The 18,131-nt window shown below is 23.1% G+C and carries 13 protein-coding genes and 1 pseudogene; 7 read left to right on the forward strand and 7 right to left on the reverse strand.

All coding sequences use genetic code 11. The features are described 5' to 3' along the window. Nucleotides 1-2,093 precede the first annotated feature (2,093 nt). The 5 genes and pseudogenes from rsmH to AB4W65_RS00985 all read right to left on the reverse strand — a co-directional run bounded on the left by rsmH (nucleotide 2,094) and on the right by AB4W65_RS00985 (nucleotide 6,294). A pseudogene (gene rsmH, locus AB4W65_RS00965) lies at nucleotides 2,094-3,043 on the reverse strand (16S rRNA (cytosine(1402)-N(4))-methyltransferase RsmH). Between the two features lie 114 nt (nucleotides 3,044-3,157). Beyond that, entirely contained in the window at nucleotides 3,158-3,634 is a 477-nt protein-coding gene (ilvN, locus tag AB4W65_RS00970; RefSeq protein ID WP_367673755.1) for an acetolactate synthase small subunit, read from the reverse strand. Beyond that, a complete protein-coding gene (ilvB, locus tag AB4W65_RS00975) occupies nucleotides 3,631-5,361 on the reverse strand; it encodes a biosynthetic-type acetolactate synthase large subunit (protein WP_367673756.1) in 1,731 nt (576 codons plus the stop codon). The genes ilvN and ilvB overlap by 4 nt, the downstream gene beginning before the upstream one ends. A gap of 302 nt (nucleotides 5,362-5,663) precedes the next feature. Continuing rightward, complete coding sequence (locus AB4W65_RS00980) at nucleotides 5,664-5,837, reverse strand: FAD:protein FMN transferase (RefSeq protein WP_367673817.1); 174 nt, start codon at nucleotides 5,835-5,837, stop codon at nucleotides 5,664-5,666. A gap of 127 nt (nucleotides 5,838-5,964) precedes the next feature. Next, complete coding sequence (locus tag AB4W65_RS00985; protein ID WP_367673818.1) at nucleotides 5,965-6,294, reverse strand: FAD:protein FMN transferase; 330 nt, start codon at nucleotides 6,292-6,294, stop codon at nucleotides 5,965-5,967. 747 nt (nucleotides 6,295-7,041) lie between these two features. On the opposite strand from AB4W65_RS00985, the gene degP reads away from it, so the two are divergent. After that, nucleotides 7,042-8,472 carry a serine endoprotease DegP gene (degP, locus tag AB4W65_RS00990; protein ID WP_367673757.1) on the forward strand — a complete coding sequence of 477 codons (1,431 nt, stop codon included), beginning with the start codon at nucleotides 7,042-7,044 and terminating at the stop codon, nucleotides 8,470-8,472. A 67-nt stretch (nucleotides 8,473-8,539) separates the two neighbouring features. Here the strand turns inward: degP and dapD are convergent, their stop codons facing one another. Together dapD and map are read right to left on the reverse strand one after the other, a co-directional pair. Beyond that, nucleotides 8,540-9,361, reverse strand: a complete 822-nt coding sequence (gene dapD / locus AB4W65_RS00995; RefSeq protein WP_367673758.1) for a 2,3,4,5-tetrahydropyridine-2,6-dicarboxylate N-succinyltransferase — start codon at nucleotides 9,359-9,361, stop codon at nucleotides 8,540-8,542. A gap of 227 nt (nucleotides 9,362-9,588) precedes the next feature. Beyond that, nucleotides 9,589-10,380 (reverse strand): type I methionyl aminopeptidase, encoded by a 792-nt coding sequence (gene map, locus AB4W65_RS01000; RefSeq protein WP_367673759.1) that lies wholly within the window; start codon nucleotides 10,378-10,380, stop codon nucleotides 9,589-9,591. Nucleotides 10,381-10,656: 276 nt separating this feature from the next. Between map and rpsB the strand changes: the two genes are divergently transcribed. From rpsB to bamA, 6 genes are all read left to right on the forward strand, one after another. After that, nucleotides 10,657-11,370 carry a 30S ribosomal protein S2 gene (gene rpsB / locus AB4W65_RS01005; protein WP_367673760.1) on the forward strand — a complete coding sequence of 238 codons (714 nt, stop codon included), beginning with the start codon at nucleotides 10,657-10,659 and terminating at the stop codon, nucleotides 11,368-11,370. Nucleotides 11,371-11,500: 130 nt separating this feature from the next. After that, a complete protein-coding gene (gene tsf / locus AB4W65_RS01010) occupies nucleotides 11,501-12,295 on the forward strand; it encodes a translation elongation factor Ts (RefSeq protein WP_367673761.1) in 795 nt (264 codons plus the stop codon). A gap of 144 nt (nucleotides 12,296-12,439) precedes the next feature. Continuing rightward, the gene (gene pyrH / locus AB4W65_RS01015) at nucleotides 12,440-13,174 is read left to right on the forward strand and encodes a UMP kinase (RefSeq protein WP_367673762.1); all 735 of its coding nucleotides are present in this window, start codon (nucleotides 12,440-12,442) and stop codon (nucleotides 13,172-13,174) included. 96 nt (nucleotides 13,175-13,270) lie between these two features. Continuing rightward, nucleotides 13,271-13,828 (forward strand): ribosome recycling factor, encoded by a 558-nt coding sequence (gene frr / locus AB4W65_RS01020; protein ID WP_367673763.1) that lies wholly within the window; start codon nucleotides 13,271-13,273, stop codon nucleotides 13,826-13,828. 922 nt (nucleotides 13,829-14,750) lie between these two features. Next, nucleotides 14,751-15,464: a polyprenyl diphosphate synthase gene (gene uppS, locus AB4W65_RS01025; protein ID WP_367673764.1), complete on the forward strand. Its 714-nt coding sequence runs from the start codon at nucleotides 14,751-14,753 to the stop codon at nucleotides 15,462-15,464. A gap of 170 nt (nucleotides 15,465-15,634) precedes the next feature. Then, nucleotides 15,635-18,034 carry an outer membrane protein assembly factor BamA gene (gene bamA, locus AB4W65_RS01030; protein WP_367673765.1) on the forward strand — a complete coding sequence of 800 codons (2,400 nt, stop codon included), beginning with the start codon at nucleotides 15,635-15,637 and terminating at the stop codon, nucleotides 18,032-18,034. Nucleotides 18,035-18,131 lie beyond the last annotated feature (97 nt).

Below are 18,131 nucleotides of genomic sequence, written 5' to 3' on the forward strand. Positions count from 1 at the left end.
CATTTTTTAGATATTAAAGTTTTCAATTTTAAAAATTTAGATTCTTTAATCTTAGTTAAGTAATAGTTTTGTAAATACTTTATAGTATTCTGTTTGATATATATATTGAATATATTAAAAGTATACAGTAGAGAATATTAATATTTAATATTTTAATGCTTTATTATTTGAAATATTCAATAGAATCGATATTTTTTCTAAATTTTTACTTGTTATTCAGATATATTTAAAAATTTTCTTTTTTAAAATTAAATCATATGGTAAGTGCGGAGATAATTAAAATATTAATTATTTTCTATTTTTATTAAGCATAAGAAATGCTTATGTATCTATTTCTTAATTTATTCACTTTATAATTAAACCTTATTTTATTCTGATATTACTGATATTATTAAATTTTAATCTTTTTTATTATATAGTTTTTAACTTTTAGATAGAAGTTAGACGTAATTTTTTTAATATTTTTTAATTGATATGTGTTTTATCAATAATTCTAATTGGAATGAGTGAAAATTAAAGTAATAAATTTCTTCAATTTTTTAAATCATGTATCCATAGTATTTCCTATCTTACTTCTATTATTGAATTCTAAATTCATTCTATAATTATCAGTATAATGATTGTATTATATGTATTTTTTATCATTTTATTATATTTTTTATTTTTTATAATGATAAAAAATTTTAAATCAGTGATTATTTTTATATGAGAATAATTTTCTTAATATTTATTTTTTATATAAAAAACATTATTTTAAATAATCTAATAAATTTTATTTATTACAGCACCGAGATTTTTTTACATTTTTCATTTTTTTATTTTATACGGCTATTTAATATAAATTTAAATACTCAAAATATTTTTATCATTATAATAATGAGTAGAATTATAGATTAGTATTTTAATAATTTAGCATGTTAATCATGACAAATGATAGCTAATATCATTAGTTAATAAATCATTTTTACATGTAATCAAAAGTACAATTAATTTTAGAGATTTAAAAATATAATTGCAATATTTATCATCATTCTCTTTTTTTTAAAAGTAAACGTATAGATTTATTTTTATTTTTTAAAGTTTTTTAGTAGAAAATTTAAAAATTAATTTTTTGCAATAATTTTTATAATCATGATTATATAGTTTACGTTCATAAAAATTATATTTTTTTATTTCAAATCAACTGGATTAATATTTAATATCATATCATTCTATTTCTGATATTTTTCTTATAAAACTTATAGAAAACATTATATTAATGATTAATTTTCGTAGAATTTTACAACATTTATCACATGTTCTGTATTTTTTATATTGCTTAATTATTAAAAACAATAATAACAATATTTTTCATATTTATAAAAAATATTGTTATTAATTATGAAATAAATAGAAAATACAGAACATATTAATTATTGATGATTTTACTCTTATAGTAATGGTGATATTATTATTTAATACAATTTATATCGTAATAGTCATTATTAGCTTAATTTATTTATAATCTAACAACTAGTTTATTAAATTTTGCTTTAATTATAGTTTTTAGTATTAAGTATAAATTTATTCAAATTTTATGTTTAAAGAAAAAACTCTTTTTGTCTTTAATAAGATATTTTATTGATATTTTGATGTTTTGTAATTAATATATTTTTTCTAAAGGTTATTTTTTAATGTAGATTAATGATTTTATAAAAATGTTTAATATAATCTATTTTAGATAACACTATTTTATTGAATTAATAACATGAATATTGATACTAATATATGACAAGTATGAAGTAGTGATATCTATTTTTAATAGAAAAATTTTTATTTATTTTAATATTTTTAATATTAGTCAATTGGTTAATTTTATATTGCATAATAGTTATTTTTTTAACATAGTTATTTTATATAAATTTCATTTAAGGTTTTGTGAATTTTTTTTATGTAATTAATTTAATGTATTATGGTATATTTTGTTATTATTATATTTGAAATATAATATATCTTTTTATTAAGGGAATGGGAATAGAAATAATAATTATTATCTTAAATAAAATTGATATTAATAAAAAATTTTTACTTTTTATGTAAAAAGGTAATGAATTTTATTCATTATAATACATTTTTTCAGCTACTCGTAATATAGCACTGCGTGATCTCGGATTGAATATTATTTCATTTTTACTAGGGAATGTTTTTTCAATTATTTTTAATTTTATTTTTTTAAGTGCGTTAAGTTTTTTTTCTGTAATAGGTAATCCAAGAGGAACTTGAGCTTTTTGGCTGTATTTTTTAATAAATTTTTTTACAATACGGTCTTCTAATGAATGAAAGCTAATAATAGATAACCGTCCTCCGGGTATTAATATCTTTAAGGCATTTATTAATACGGTTTTTATTTCTTCTATTTCTTGGTTGATATAAATTCTGATGGCTTGAAAGCTACGAGTAGCTGGATGTTTAAACTTATTATATACGGGAGTGCAACTTTTAATTAAATTTGCAAGTTCTTTAGTACGTAATATGGGTTTTATTTTTTTTTGATTTAAAATTGATATTGCTATACGATTTGCAAATCGTTCTTCACCAAAATCTTTTAGTATTGAAGAGATTTCATTCCTTTTTGCTTTATTTAACCAACATGCTGCTGAAATACCATTTGTAGGATTCATTCTCATATCAAGAGGACCATCTTGCATAAATGAAAATCCTCTTTCAGGATTATTCAATTGTAAATATGATGTTCCTAAATCTAATAAAATACCATTAATTTTCCCAAAAATGTTTTTTTTTTAGCATAGTGTAATATATTAGAAAATAATCCATGAATTATATGAAAACGAGGATCTTTAATTTTATTGGCTACAATAATGGCATTAGGATCTCTATCTATAGCGTACAAAATACCCTTTTTCCCTAATTTTTCTAATATTTTTAAAGAATGTCCACCTTCTCCAAATGTACAATCAATATAAATACCATTTTTTTTAATATTGAGTGAATTTATAGATTCCTGTAGTAATACAGGAATATGTTTTTGATTTATTTTTTTCATGGTTTACTATTTTAAAAATTAATTATTGTAGAATAACACTATTCTATAAAAATGTTATTAAAATTAATTATAACTGATTTTAGTATATGTGTCATTTTTTTAGATAGATGATTTTTAACTTCTGGATAAAGCTACTGTACCAGAACGAGCAATTTCAGTAATTTCTGCTATATTTTTTATAAAATTTAAGAAAGCATTTAATTTTATACTAGTACCAGATAATTGGACTATATACATAGTTGCAGTGATATCCACAATTTGTCCTCGAAAAATCTCGGTGGCTCTTTTTACCTCTTCTCTGGCAGACCCTATACTGTAAATTTTTACTAGGATGATTTCTCTTTCTATGTGTGAAATATATCCAATTTCTACCACATCCAATACATCAATTAATTTATGTAATTGTTTTTTAATTTGTTCAATATCTTTATCATCACCTATAGTTTGAATAGTCATTCTTGATAAAGAAGAATCTTCAGTAGGGGCAACAGTTACACTTTCTATATTATAACCTCTTTGTGAAAATAATCCTACTACTCTTGATAATGATCCAAATTCATTTTCTAATAAAATAGATAAAATTCTTTTCATAATTTTTTATTCTCTTTTTTTCTTAACCACATTTCATTCATACCTCCTCCTTTAATTTGCATAGGATATACATGTTCTGAGGTATCGATTAATATATCTACAAATACTAAATGTCCTTTATTTAATTTTATCAGTGCTATTTTTAATTTTTCTTCTAATTCCATTGGAGTAGTAATCGATATACCGAAATGACCGTAAGATTCTGCTAATTTAATAAAATCAGGTAAAGATTTCATATAAGAATGCGAATGTCTTCCAGAATAGATCATATCTTGCCATTGCTTTACCATTCCTAGTGAATGATTATTTAGATTAATAATTAATATTGGAAGTTTATATTGCATAGCGGTAGATAGTTCTTGAATATTCATTTGAATACTTCCATCTCCGGTAATGCAAATAACAGTTTCTTTTGGTAAAGCTAATTTGACTCCTAATGCAGCTGGTAAACCAAAACCCATAGTTCCTAATCCTCCTGAATTAATCCAGTGTCTGGGTTTATCAAAAAGATAATATAAAGCAGTAAACATTTGGTGCTGTCCAACATCTGATGTAATATATGCCTGTCCTTTAGTTAATTTCCATAATACTTGAATAGCTAGTTGTGGTTTAATTTTAAGGCTATTTTTATCGTAATATAAATTATTTAATTTTTTCCATTTATTAATAGTATTCCACCAAGAATTTAAATTTTTTAATTTAATTTTTTCTTTTTCTATTTTTAATATCTCTAATATTTCTTTTAGTACTGTTTTTGCATCACCTATAATTGGAATATGAGCAATTACAGTTTTAGATATAGATGTAGGATCGATATCAAGGTGTAATATAGTTGCAAAGGGACAATATTTTTTCAGATTATTGGTAGTACGATCATCAAATCTTACTCCAATAGCAAAAATAACATCTGAATGGTGCATAGCCATATTTGCTTCATAAGTACCATGCATACCTAACATATGAACATTTTGTGGATGTGTTCCGGGAAAACTTCCTAATGCCATCAATGATGTAGTAACAGGAATATTTAATGTCTCTGCTAAAATACGTAGTTCATAGTGGCTATGAGAACTAATTACTCCTCCTCCAGCATATATAATTGGTTTTTTAGCATTTAATAAAGTTACTACGGCTTTTTTGATTTGTGCTTTATTTGTTTTTATAATTGGATTATATGATCTTATATTGACAGTTTTAGGCCAAATATAAGGTTTTTTATTTGTAGAACTTAATATATCTTTAGGTAAATCAATGACCACTGGTCCTGGACGTCCTGTTGAAGCTATCCAAAAAGCTTTTTTAAAAGTTTCAGGAATATTTTCTGTTTTTTTTACTAAAAAACTATGTTTAACAATAGGACGAGATATGCCTACCATATCACATTCTTGAAATGCATCATATCCAATCAGCTCTGAAGATACTTGTCCTGAAATAACGACAAGTGGAACAGAATCCATATAAGCAGTTGCTATTCCGGTAATGGAATTAGTTGCTCCAGGTCCAGATGTAACCAAAACCACTCCAACTTTACCAGTGGATCTGGCATAGCCATCAGCCATATGTGTTGCCCCTTGTTCATGTCGTACTAAGATATGACTTATACCGTCGATAGTTTTCAATGCATCATATATATCAAGAACAGCTCCTCCAGGGTAACCAAAAATATATTTAATACCTTGATCGATTAATGATTGAATAACCATTTCAGCGCCTGATAGAATTTTCATTCTTTCTCCTGATTATTATTTAATATTTAAATAATATTTGAATATTATTTAAATATTTTTATATAATGTATATTATTTTTTTAATCAATATTTTATATATATATAAAATAAATTAAACATTTTTATGTTTTATAATTTTTTTATTTTTTCATACTTCATTATATTATTTTTATTATTATAGTTAAGATACCACCTTAATCAGATTCTATTTAAATTCTAGAGAAATCTAAGTTAAAAACTTATTATTTTTTAGTAATAAAGCATGCATTTAATTTTTCTTGGAAAATTATTTTTTTTGTTTTTTAAAATCCCATTATCATTAATCCTGTGTCCCATGCATCAGGTTCTAATGCAATATTAGCAATCACACTAACTGATGTTAAATGATATTTTATGGGAAAACTGGTTGGTGGATTAATAATATGACAAATATTTTTTAAATAGAAATAATCCAGATAACTTCCTGATGCACTAATGGATTAATTTTTTAAATGTACAGTAATGTGTATTGTGTAATGATCACTTATTGGAGATTTTATACCATTTTTCCGAAACTGTGTTAAAAATCGATCCACTAACTCTTATCGTATAATTTATAATTTTTTATTTATTCAGTATAGTATCTATATGATCTACAGTAAAACTTTCTCTTAAAGTAGAAAGATTAATTTGAATATTGTTTAAATCTTTTTTAAAAAATTCTGAATTGTTTTGAATTATTTTTATATTCTTTTTCTGTAAAGCAATGAGTGTTATTAATTTTTTTAAATATTGGCATCTTACATGTGCTTTTTTGGGATCAAATCCACATGTATTTACTAGTTTTCTAATAGTGATGTCTAAAGATCCAGATATTTTCTTCTCTATATTCAAATTTGTAGTAATAATATTTTTCATATTTTTACTAATGGGATAGAATTTATTTTTTAAAATCTATTGAATTTAGATACGGAAAATTATTTTTTACAGTTAGATATCTCTTGTTCATCTTGATTAAGTGTTTTTTGTAGTATATGTTGAAGGTATACTTGTTTTCTTTTTTTTAATAGTTTTATCTTCCATGTGGTTTCCATTTTTCCGGTAAAATATTAAAATCATATTTTTTTGATATTAATAGTTTTGTTTGTTCTCTATGCATATTAACATAATAATAAAAATTGTGTTTAAAATTAAAGTCCATAACATGGATAAATGATAATTTCTGATTGAATTGATGTAATATGGAAAAATATTTTTTTATTTGACTATTTAATAGTTTTTTAAATATTTATTTTCTATATATAAGAATATAAATTCTAGTTAATTTTAAAACTTATGAAAACAGTATATTAATTTATAAAATAAAAAAACATTATATATATTACTTTTTTTTGATATTATTAAATAATTTTAAGATATTAAATATTTGTTCTTTAATATTTTTTCAAAATATTTTCATATTATTTTTTTATAAAAATTAGTTCATTTATATATTAAATAATATTTTTTATGTTTTAGAAAATAGAATACTATTCTAAATATTTAAAATACGATTTAATTAATATATTAATAAATCACAATAAAAGAGTAAACTATTTTAGTTTAAATTTATATATTAAATTACATTAAATATTAGTGTAATTTAATAATATAAAATATTAATGTAGATCTACATGATAAACTATCATTAGAGAATTAATTATGAAAAAATTTCCTATTGTATTAAAAACAATATTTTTTTTGCCAGTTTTTTTATTCAGTTTAGGAATGTCTTGGAATAGCATGTTATCTTCTAATAAGAATGATTCTGAATTTAATTTACCTAGTTTGGCTCCAATGTTAGAAAAAGTTATGCCTTCAGTAGTTAGTATTAATATTGAAGGCACTACTTCAATTAGAGGTGCTCATTTGTCTCAAAAATTTGAGCCATTTTGGAGTAAAGACTCTCCCTTTTGTCAAAGAAGATCTCCATTTTTTTCTTCTCCTTTGTGTCAATTAACATCTGGTCGACATTCTACTCAAGAAAAATTTCGTGCCCTGGGTTCTGGAGTAATCATTAATGCAGAAAAGGGTTATGTTGTTACTAATAATCATGTTATAGATCATGCAAATAAAATTATAGTTTTTTTACATGACGGAACCCGATATGAAGCAAAAGTGATAGGTAAAGATTCACGTTCTGATATAGCTTTAATTAAATTAAACAATACAAAAAATTTAATTTCCATTAAATTAGGAGATTCAGATTTATTACGTGTAGGAGATTATACAATAGCTATTGGAAATCCTTATGGATTAGGAGAAACTGTAACTTCAGGAATTATTTCTGCTCTGGGTCGTAGTGGTTTAAATACTGAGAATTATGAGGATTTTATTCAAACTGATGCTGCCATTAATCGTGGAAATTCTGGTGGAGCATTAGTTAATTTAAAAGGAGAGTTAATAGGTATAAACACTGCTATTTTAGCTCCAGAAGGAGGAAACATTGGTATTGGTTTTGCTATTCCTGGAAATATGGTAAAAAGTTTAACTGAACAAATAGCATTATATGGAAAAGTAAAACGGGGTGAATTAGGTATAATTGGCACTGAATTAAATTCTCAATTAGCGACAGTAATGAAAATTGATACTCAAAGAGGCGCTTTTATTAGTCAAGTAATTCCTAATTCTGCTGCCGAAAGAGAAGGAATTAAAGCTGGAGATGTAATTATTGGTTTTAACAAAAAACCAGTATACAGTTTTTCTTCTTTAAGAGCGGAGCTTAGCGCTTTCCCAGTTAATACAAAAATAGAATTGGTAGTACTAAGAAATAAAAAAATAAAGTTGATCATTGTAGAATTGCAGAATCATATTCAAAATAAAGTAAAATCATCTTCATTGTTTGCTGGAATTGAAGGAGCCGATTTAAGTAATTATGTATTTAATGGAGTAAAAGGAGTATATATAGATGATGTAAAAATAGGGACAGCTGCATATCATATAGGATTTAAAAAAGGAGATATTATTGTTGAAGTTAATAAAAATGATATATTGGATGTATCTGGATTGCGTGATATTTTTGAAACTAAATCTTCGGTATTCGTTTTTAAAGTAAAGCGAAGTGACATGGATATTTATTTATTTTTACAATAAAAAATATTTATATATATTATATTTCCTGAATGGTTTTACCATTCGGGAAATATTTTTATAATAATGATTATATATTCCTAAGAAGTTGATTTATAGAAGTTTTTTCAATGGTTTTTAGATCTACTTTTTTTACTATAACAGCGCAGTACAGATTATAACTTTTATCGTGAGAAGGCAAGCTACCAGCTACGACAACAGATTTTCTTGGTACCCTACCATAAAATATCTCACCTGTTTCTCGATCATATATTTTGGTGCTTTGTCCAATATAAACACCCATAGAAATAACAGAATTTTCTTCTATAATTACACCTTCTACTATTTCAGATCTAGCTCCAATAAAACAATTATCTTCAATAATTGTGGGATTATTTTGTATTGGTTCTAAGACACCTCCAATTCCTACACCTCCAGAAATATGCACATTTTTTCCAATTTGAGCACAAGAACCCACGGTAGCCCATGTATCTATCATACTACCCTGATCAATATAGGCTCCAATGTTTACGTAAGAAGGCATTAGTACTGTTTTTTTTCCTATAAAGGATCCTTTTCTTATTGTTGCCGGAGGAACTATGCGTATTTCTTCTTTTTTAAATCTTATTTTATCATAATTTTTATATTTTAAGGGAACTTTATCATAGTAAGCAGTGTATGTATTTTTTATAATTGTACTATCATTTAAATATAAATAAAGTAATACTGCTTTTTTTAACCATTGATGAGTTATCCAAATTCCTTTTATTTTTTCTGCAACACGTAATATTCCGCGATCTAACATAGATATTACTTTTTTTATAGCATTAATGGAGGATAGATTAATATTTTCAGAATTAATATTCGATTTTATTTCAAAAGTATCTTCAATTATTTTTTTTAATTCTTGCATATTTCAAGTTAACCTAAGTGTTATTTATTTTTTAAATAAAAATAATTATTTTTTAACAAAAAATATTTCTATTATAGCAATAGTTGAATATTAATATTATAGAAAATACTCTGTTCAGAGTATAGATTTTTTTGAAGAACAATTTAAATATTATATATTTTAAATTAATTTAAGCATATTTTAATTTTTTAAAAAAAATTATTTGATATGTTTTATACAAATATTTTTTAATTGTATAGTACAGCAGAAATATTTTCTTTTTCTTGCAATGTTAAAATTTCACATCCATTTTTTGTAACTAAAATGGTATGCTCATATTGAGCTGATAAACTACGATCTTTAGTTTTTACAGTCCAACCATCTTTCATACATCTTACTTGATTACTACCGGCATTAATCATGGGTTCAATCGTAAAAGTCATGCCTGGTTTTAATATTATACCTTGATCTTGATTATCGCAATGAAGAATTTGAGGATCTTCATGAAAATTTTTTCCAATGCCATGACCACAGTATTCTCGTACTACAGAAAAATTTTGTTTTTTAACATATTTTTCTATTTCCTGACCTATTTTATATAAAGGTAAATTTGGTTTAATTAAATGTAGTGCTAAATATAAACTCTCTTTTGCAACGTGGCATAAACGTTTACTAAGTATACTAGGACTTCCAAGAATAAACATTTTTGATGTATCGCTATAATATCCATTATGAATGATTGCAACATCAATATTTATGATATCACCTTCTTTTAATTTTTGTTTGATATTAGGGATACCATGACAGACCACATCATTTACAGAAGTACAAATAGATTTGGGATATCCATTATATCCTAAGCAAGCAGGAATAGATTTTTGCTTTTGAATAATATAGTTATGGCAAATTTCATTTAATTCTTCTGTTGTAATATCATGTAATATGTAATTTTCAATCATATCTAAAACTTCTGCAACTAATTTACCTGCTGTTCTCATTTTTTTTATTTCTGCATTACTTTTAACTGATATTGATTTCATATTTTTCTCTTGATATAAATATACTTAATAAAAAATAGATTCTTTTATAGTATTATATTTATAACAGTGTTTGTATTATTAATTAAAATTAATTTAATGATAATACTATAATTTATTTTAATTTTAAAATATTACGATTTTTTAAAATACTCTTTATATTTATAGATATATATTTTATGTATCAATTTTATTAAAAATATTTTTTCTAAAAATAGAAAATAAAAAAATATATCATGTATTATTAATATGGTTTTTAAAATATATAATGAGGTAATTATGACAGATATTTCCATGAAAGATATGATAAAAGCTGGTGTACATTTTGGTCATCAGACGCGTTATTGGAATCCAAAAATGAAACCATTTATATTTGGATCCCGTAATAGAGTACATATTATTAATTTAGAAAAAACAGTACCTATGTTTAATATTGTTTTAATGGAATTAAAGAAAATATCTTCTCGTAAAGGAAAAATATTATTTGTTGGTACTAAACGAGCAGCAAGTAAGGAAATTAAACAATCTGCTATAGCGTGTAAACAATTTTATGTGAATCATCGTTGGTTAGGTGGTATGTTAACAAATTGGAAAACAGTAAGACAATCTATAAAACGTTTAAAGGATTTAGAGATCGAATCTCAAGACGGAACTTTTGATAAACTAACTAAAAAAGAAGCTTTAATGCGCACACGAGAGTTGGATAAACTTGAAAACAGTTTAGGTGGTATTAAAAATATGGGAGGATTACCAGATGCATTATTTGTAATTGATGCAGAACATGAACATATTGCGATAAAAGAAGCAAATAATTTAGGTATTCCTGTTTTTGCGATAGTTGATACAAATTCTAATCCTGATGGAGTAGATTATATTGTTCCTGGAAATGATGATGCTATCAGATCAGTAAGTTTGTATTTAAAATCAATCACTCTTTCTATTATAAATGGGTTTTCTAAGAATATTTCAGGTAATGATATTACTATCAGTTAATAGAATTAGATATACCATATTTTAATAATGTTAAAATTATACTTACGATGTAAAAATATATTACTAATACCAATTAAATAGATTTAATTAATTAAATATATATTAAAAATAATATGGAGAACTATTAATTATGATTAACATTACTGCTTCGCTTGTAAAAGAATTGCGGTTGCGAACAGGAGCAGGAATAATGGAATGCAAAAGAGCATTGATAAAATCTGGTGGAAATATAGAACTATCCATTGATAATTTAAGAAAGTCAGGACATGCAAAGGCAGAAAAAAAGAATAGTCGCATAACCGCACAAGGTTCTATTTTTACTTATGTACGGAACAATATAGCTTCAATTTTAGAATTAAATTGCGAGAGTGATTTTGTTGCTAAAGATATTGAATTTATTGCTTTTGGAAAACTGATGGTTGAAGAGGCTTGTTTAAAACAGATCAGTGATATTAATATTTTAAAAAAAACTTTTGAAGAAAGAAGAATTTTATTATTATTGAAAGTAGGTGAAAATATTAATATTACTCGAATAGCACTACTGAAAAGTGATAAGATCATTTCTTATATACACGATTGTCGAATCGGAGTGTTAGTTGGATCTAGATTAGGCAGTAATGAGGAAGTGATAAAAAAAATTGCTATGCATATTGCTGCCAGTAAACCTTTGTTTTTAACGAAAAATGATATTCCTCATGATGTTACTGATCGAGAATATAAAATTCAACTGGATATTGCTACAAGATATAAAAAAAATAAGTTAATAATTGAAAAAATAGTAGCAGGAAGAATGAATAAGTTTTTTTCCGAAATTACTTTAATAGGACAAAAATTTATTATGGATTCTGAAAAAACTATTGGTCAGTTACTTTTAGAAACCTATTCTGAAGTAACTTCTTTTATTAGATTTCAAATAGGAGAATAAATTGAAATTTATTGTAAGATGTTAAAATATAATTAAAGATGTTTAAAATTTTAATTTTAAGAACCGCCAGTAAGCGGTTCTTTTTATTGGTGTTATTTTAGTATAATATATTTTATATTAATACTATGTATTAAGTTTAAACATATGAAAAAAAATAAAAATAATTTAATTCCTTTATATCGACGTATTATACTAAAAATTAGTGGAGAAGTATTGAAAGATAGCTATGAATATGGTATTGATTTAACATTATTAAACCGTATAGTTAAAGAAATTAAAAGTTTGATGGAACTTGGTATTGAAGTAGGTATTGTTGTAGGTGGTGGAAATTTAATTCGTGGTGCTAGTGTAAAGAAAATTGGTATTAGTAATATTACATCTGATTATATGGGTATGTTGGCTACCATTATTAATGGATTAGTGATTACAGATACAATAACGAATTATGGTATGAAAACTTATCTTTTATCTGCTATTGCAGTCTCTAGTATTTGTAAACAGTACAATGTAGAACAAGCAATTAATTTATTATCTAACCAATATGTTGCGGTATTTTCTGGAGGTATCGGTCATCCATTTTTTACGACTGATACGACAGCTTGTTTGCGTGGAATTGAAGTAAAAGCTGATATTATTTTAAAAGCTACTAAAGTTAATGGAGTTTATTCCTCTGATCCTAAAAAACATCAAAATGCCATAATGTATAAATATATTAAGTATCAAGATGCATTGATCGAAAGTCTTGGGATAATGGATCAAACTGCTTTAGTACTTGCTCGTGATCATAATTTGCCTATTTGTGTTTTTAATATGTATAAATCTGGAGCATTACATAGAATAGTAATGGGAGAGCAAGAAGGAACATTAATTGCTACTTAATGAAGTGATAATGTTCGTAATTCTTTATAAATATAATTTATAATAAAAAATTATGTTTTTCTCTTATTTAGAAAATAATATTTTAGAAGGTACATTATGTTTGCTAGTATTAAAGAAGACACAGAAAGTAACATGAAAAAATGTTTACATAATTTTAAAAAAAATCTAATGAAAATTAGAACAAATCGAGCCTCTCCATATTTATTAGATGGAATATCGGTAGAATATTATGGTAAAAAGACACCTATTGGTCAGCTTGCCAGTATTATAGTGGAAGATTCTCATACTTTAAAAGTTAACATTTTTGATTCATCTATGATAAAACCCATTGAAAAAGCAATTATAAATTCAAATCTCGGTTTTAATCCATGTACTAGAGGATGTTCTATTCGTGTCCCCTTACCATTGCTTACAGAAAATAGAAGGAAAGATTTAATAAAAGTAATAAAAAACGAAAGTGAATGTAGTCGTATTGGTATTAGGAATATTAGACGAGATGCTAATGAAAAAGTTAAAAATCTTTTTAAAAAAAAAATAATTAGTGAAGATAAAGAAAAATTTTTGCAAACTGAAATACAAAATCTTACAGATAATTTTGTAAAAAAAATTGATAATCTTTTATTAGAAAAAAGAAGAGATCTAATGATATTTTAGTGCAGATATGATTAATTTTTAAAATTTATTTATGGTATTGCATAGTTATAAATAAAATATTTTTAGTTATTTATTTGAAACTAATGGAAAATAGTAAAAATTTAGATATATTATTTAGATGATGTTTACGGTATTAAAATATTAAATAATAAAAATTTATTATTTATAAATAATTTAACAATAAAAATATGTTACTAATTTAGAAAAATAAAAAATTTACGTATAATATAATTTTTATAAAATAAAGAATTAGTAATTATATTAAATAAAAGAGTAAAATTTTCCATATTTATTTCATATATATGCAATAAAATTTTATTTTATAACATACTCTTATTAAGATGGATTGATATTTCATAGAATATTTATTAATTTTTTACTATAAAAAATAGAAAATCAGAATATAATTTTTAAAAAAGTATTTTTGATGTTTATCTATTATTAATAGAGATAGGTTGTTATAAGTTTTTACTTATACGGTATTAAGAACAATATATTGATATTGACAGTATTCATGGTTGGCAGACGCTTATTTTTTATCTTAATATATGAATATTTTCATAACTTATTATCAAAGTTGATGAAGTTTTTTATCTTAACTATATTTTTATAGTCTTTATGGTAAATATTTTATTACTAAATTATTTTAAGATATTGTATTTAAAATTAGAGATTAATATTTTTTAAGGAATAAGAAAAGATAACTATCTTAAATTTTAACATAATATTATTATATTTATTTTTTTAGTATGTACTAAATTTACTTAGAATTTATTTAAAAAATATTAAATAGTATAAAAATCTTAAATAAAGAAAGGATTAAATCCTTTTATGTAATAATTAATAGAAAAAATTAGTTAAAAACTGTTATCTAAATTTAAAGTGAATAATTACATTTTATGTATTTCATGAATTAATAAACATGCAGAGTATTATTAAAAAAAATCTTTTACGTCATGTGGCAATTATCATGGATGGAAATAGAAGATGGGCTAAAAATAAAGGTAAGTTTTTAACTTTAGGTTATAAAGCTGGTATTAAAGCTATTCATCGTACCATAAATTTTGCAATCTTGAATAAGATTGAGATGCTTACTTTATATGCTTTTAGTCGTGAAAATTGGTATCGTCCTATATCAGAAATAAAATTATTAATGAAATTTTTTCTGAAAATATTAGATAATGATATTAATAATTTTAATAAAAATAATATTCGTTTAAAGTTTATTGGAGATACTACATCTTTTAACTCTATTTTACAAAAAAAAATTAAATTAGCAGAAAAATCAACTATGTATAATGATGGATTAATATTAAATATTGCTGCCAATTATGGAGGTCGATGGGATATTATTGAAGGAATAAAAAAAATTATAAAAAAAGTGGAGCTAAAGTTTTTACATATCGATGAAATTCAGGAAAGTACTCTAGAAAATCTATTAAATACTAAAGATTTAATTCCTGTAGATTTAGTTATTAGAACTGGAGGAGAGTATCGTATTAGTAATTTTTTAATTTGGCAAATAGCTTACTCAGAATTATATTTTACTGATGTTCTTTGGCCTGATTTTAATGATTTTACTTTTAAATCTGCAATAGAATCTTTTGCAAAAAGAAAACGTAGATTTGGTTCTTAGATGAATAATAATATGTTTTATTTGTGGTATCTATGTATAATATAAAATTATTAAAAAGTATGTCTCACAGTTTTTTAAAATAGTAATATTTATTAATATAATTTTATGTATTGTATTAATAAATAAAACTCTCAGTCATCAAATAGATTTAATAACGTTAAAAAATGATAATGTTTATAAGAAAATTACTAATTCTATTTTTTTTATTTTTCAGTATTAATGGATATGCCAAAAATAAGTGGTATATAAAAAATATCACTTTTTGTGGGTTACACAGAGTATCTAGAGATACTATTACTCATTATATAAAACAGTATAATTCTGATACAATTAGTTTAGAAAATGTACATAAAGTAATTTATAATCTATTAGAGACAGGGAAATTTAAAGATATTAAAGTAATAAAATTTAAAAATAATTTAATATTTAAAATTAAAGAACAGTCTAATATTTATAATATTAATTTTTCTGATCATATTTCTATTTCTGATAATATTAGAAAGAGATTATTAAATAACTGCAATATAAAAATAGGGAATAGGTTAAATCCAAACTATTTAAATCAATTTCTAAAGATATTAAAAAAATATTATATAAGTATAGGAAAATATAATATTGATATTAAACTAATTTTTTTAGTTAATAAAAATAAAATAGCTTATTTTAAAATATTAATTTTTGAAAAAAAATATGCTGTGATAGATAAAATAAATATATTTGGTAATCATATTATTTCTTCAAAAAAAATTTTCTCCTTATTTCAATCGTATCATTTATCTAATTTTTGGTTATTCAGAGAGAATAATAGGTATTGTATAAAAAAATTTAGTTCAGATTTAAAAAATCTAAAAAATTTTTACTTACAGGAAGGTTATATCTATTTTAACTTTAATAAAGTTCATGTTGTATCGTCTATAGACAAAAAAAGCGTTATTATTAATATTTATTTGACAGAAGGAGTGAAATGTTTTTTATCTAAGATTTTTGTTCATGGGAATACTTTGTTATATTTTAGGAAAATCAATACGATTATTCATAGTAAAATAAAACAAAGTTGTGATTTTAATCAAATTATTAAATTAAAAGAAATAATAAAAAATATATTTCTCTCTGATGGTTATCCATACGTAAATATTTTATCTTATTTTAAAATAAATAATTCTAATAATAATTTAGATTTTTACTTTCACATATTTCTCAATCAACGTTATTTACTTAATAAAATATATTTTGTAGGAAACAAATTCGCTACAAATACATTCTTGCGCAGTAAAATTAAACATCAAGAAGATACTTGGTTTAATATTTTTTTATTAATGGAAGGAAGAAAAAAACTTTTAGAAACTGGATTCTTTAAAGATATTAAATTAAAATTATATAATGTTAAAAATAAATTTAAGAAAATTGATGTAATTTATGCCATACAAGAAAATAATACTGGTAATTTTAATTTTGGTTTTGGTTATGGAATGGATAGTGGTATCAATTTAAATATAAACTTCATTAAAAATCATTTGTTAAACATAGGATCTAAAGTTCATATTAGTATTCTTAAAGATATCAATCAAACATCTTTTGAATCAGTATTTAAATGTCCTTTTTTTAATATCTTCAAATATAACCTAAAAGGTAAATTATTTTATAATTATTTAAAATTTCATGAAGTTGAAAATATGTTTTATCAGAATAAACGTTACGGTATAGAAACTTTTTTAGGATTTTTAATTAATAAAAAAAATGAATTTAATATAGGAATTAATTATGTACATAATAATATTTCTAATATAAAGTCGCAATTCTCTATATGGCGTTATTTTAAATCTTTACAATCAGACTATAAAAAATATCATACTGACGATATATTTATAAGTTTTTTCTGGATTTTTAAAAATTTAAATCATAAAAATTTTTATTTTTTGGGAAATCAAACAATATTTAGTGGAAAAATAACAACTTTAGGTTCTGACAGCAACTTTAATAAAATAGAATTAGAATCAAGGGAATATTTTAAATTTAATAGTAATAAAAATTTAATATTTTTTATTCGTACTTATTTTGGATTTGGTAATAGTGAGATATTTAATAAGGTATTACCTTTTTATGAGAATTATTATTCTGGAGGAATAGGTTCGGTACGTGGTTTTAAATATAATAGTATAGGTCCAAAAGATATTTTTTATAATAATAAAAAAGATTTTTGTATGGGTCAGCAATATTATAAATTTTGTCAATCTGATATGACTACAGGTGGTAATGCAATAATTGTTACCAATTTAGAATTAATGAAAACATTATTATTAAATAATAATACAAGTTTTAATATAATTACAGCATCTATTTTTTTAGATTCTACTGCTGTTTGGAATACTCATTGGATTAACTCTTTGGATACTGAAATATCTAATTTTTTTGATTATAGCAATCCTTGTGCTATTCGTATATCGACTGGTATTGCGTTGCAGTGGATTTCTCCATTAGGTCCTTTAAATTTTTCATTCGCTTATCCTATAAAATATTATCACGGAGATAAAATAGAACCATTTCAATTTAATGTAGGTAAAATTTGGTAATAAATACTTACAGTTTGAAACTGATAATTAAATAATTATTAATATTTTTTGTAATCAGTATCAAAATATGTATTTACAATATTTATTTTCTATTCAT

The sequence above is a fragment of the Buchnera aphidicola (Pemphigus populi) genome, from assembly GCF_964058935.1.
GTDB classification, from domain to species: Bacteria; Pseudomonadota; Gammaproteobacteria; order Enterobacterales; family Enterobacteriaceae; genus Buchnera_C; species Buchnera_C aphidicola_D.

Bases quoted from the DNA above. Each gene is read 5' to 3' on its own strand.
- map (WP_367673759.1), bottom strand. From the start codon at position 10,380: ATGAAATCAATATCAGTTAAAAGTAATGCAGAAATAAAAAAAATGAGA.
- rpsB (WP_367673760.1), top strand. From the start codon at position 10,657: ATGACAGATATTTCCATGAAAGATATGATAAAAGCTGGTGTACATTTT.
- uppS (WP_367673764.1), top strand. From the start codon at position 14,751: ATGCAGAGTATTATTAAAAAAAATCTTTTACGTCATGTGGCAATTATC.
- frr (WP_367673763.1), top strand. From the start codon at position 13,271: ATGTTTGCTAGTATTAAAGAAGACACAGAAAGTAACATGAAAAAATGT.
- tsf (WP_367673761.1), top strand. From the start codon at position 11,501: ATGATTAACATTACTGCTTCGCTTGTAAAAGAATTGCGGTTGCGAACA.
- dapD (WP_367673758.1), bottom strand. From the start codon at position 9,361: ATGCAAGAATTAAAAAAAATAATTGAAGATACTTTTGAAATAAAATCG.
- pyrH (WP_367673762.1), top strand. From the start codon at position 12,440: ATGAAAAAAAATAAAAATAATTTAATTCCTTTATATCGACGTATTATA.
- degP (WP_367673757.1), top strand. From the start codon at position 7,042: ATGAAAAAATTTCCTATTGTATTAAAAACAATATTTTTTTTGCCAGTT.
- ilvN (WP_367673755.1), bottom strand. From the start codon at position 3,634: ATGAAAAGAATTTTATCTATTTTATTAGAAAATGAATTTGGATCATTA.
- bamA (WP_367673765.1), top strand. From the start codon at position 15,635: ATGTTTATAAGAAAATTACTAATTCTATTTTTTTTATTTTTCAGTATT.
- ilvB (WP_367673756.1), bottom strand. From the start codon at position 5,361: ATGAAAATTCTATCAGGCGCTGAAATGGTTATTCAATCATTAATCGAT.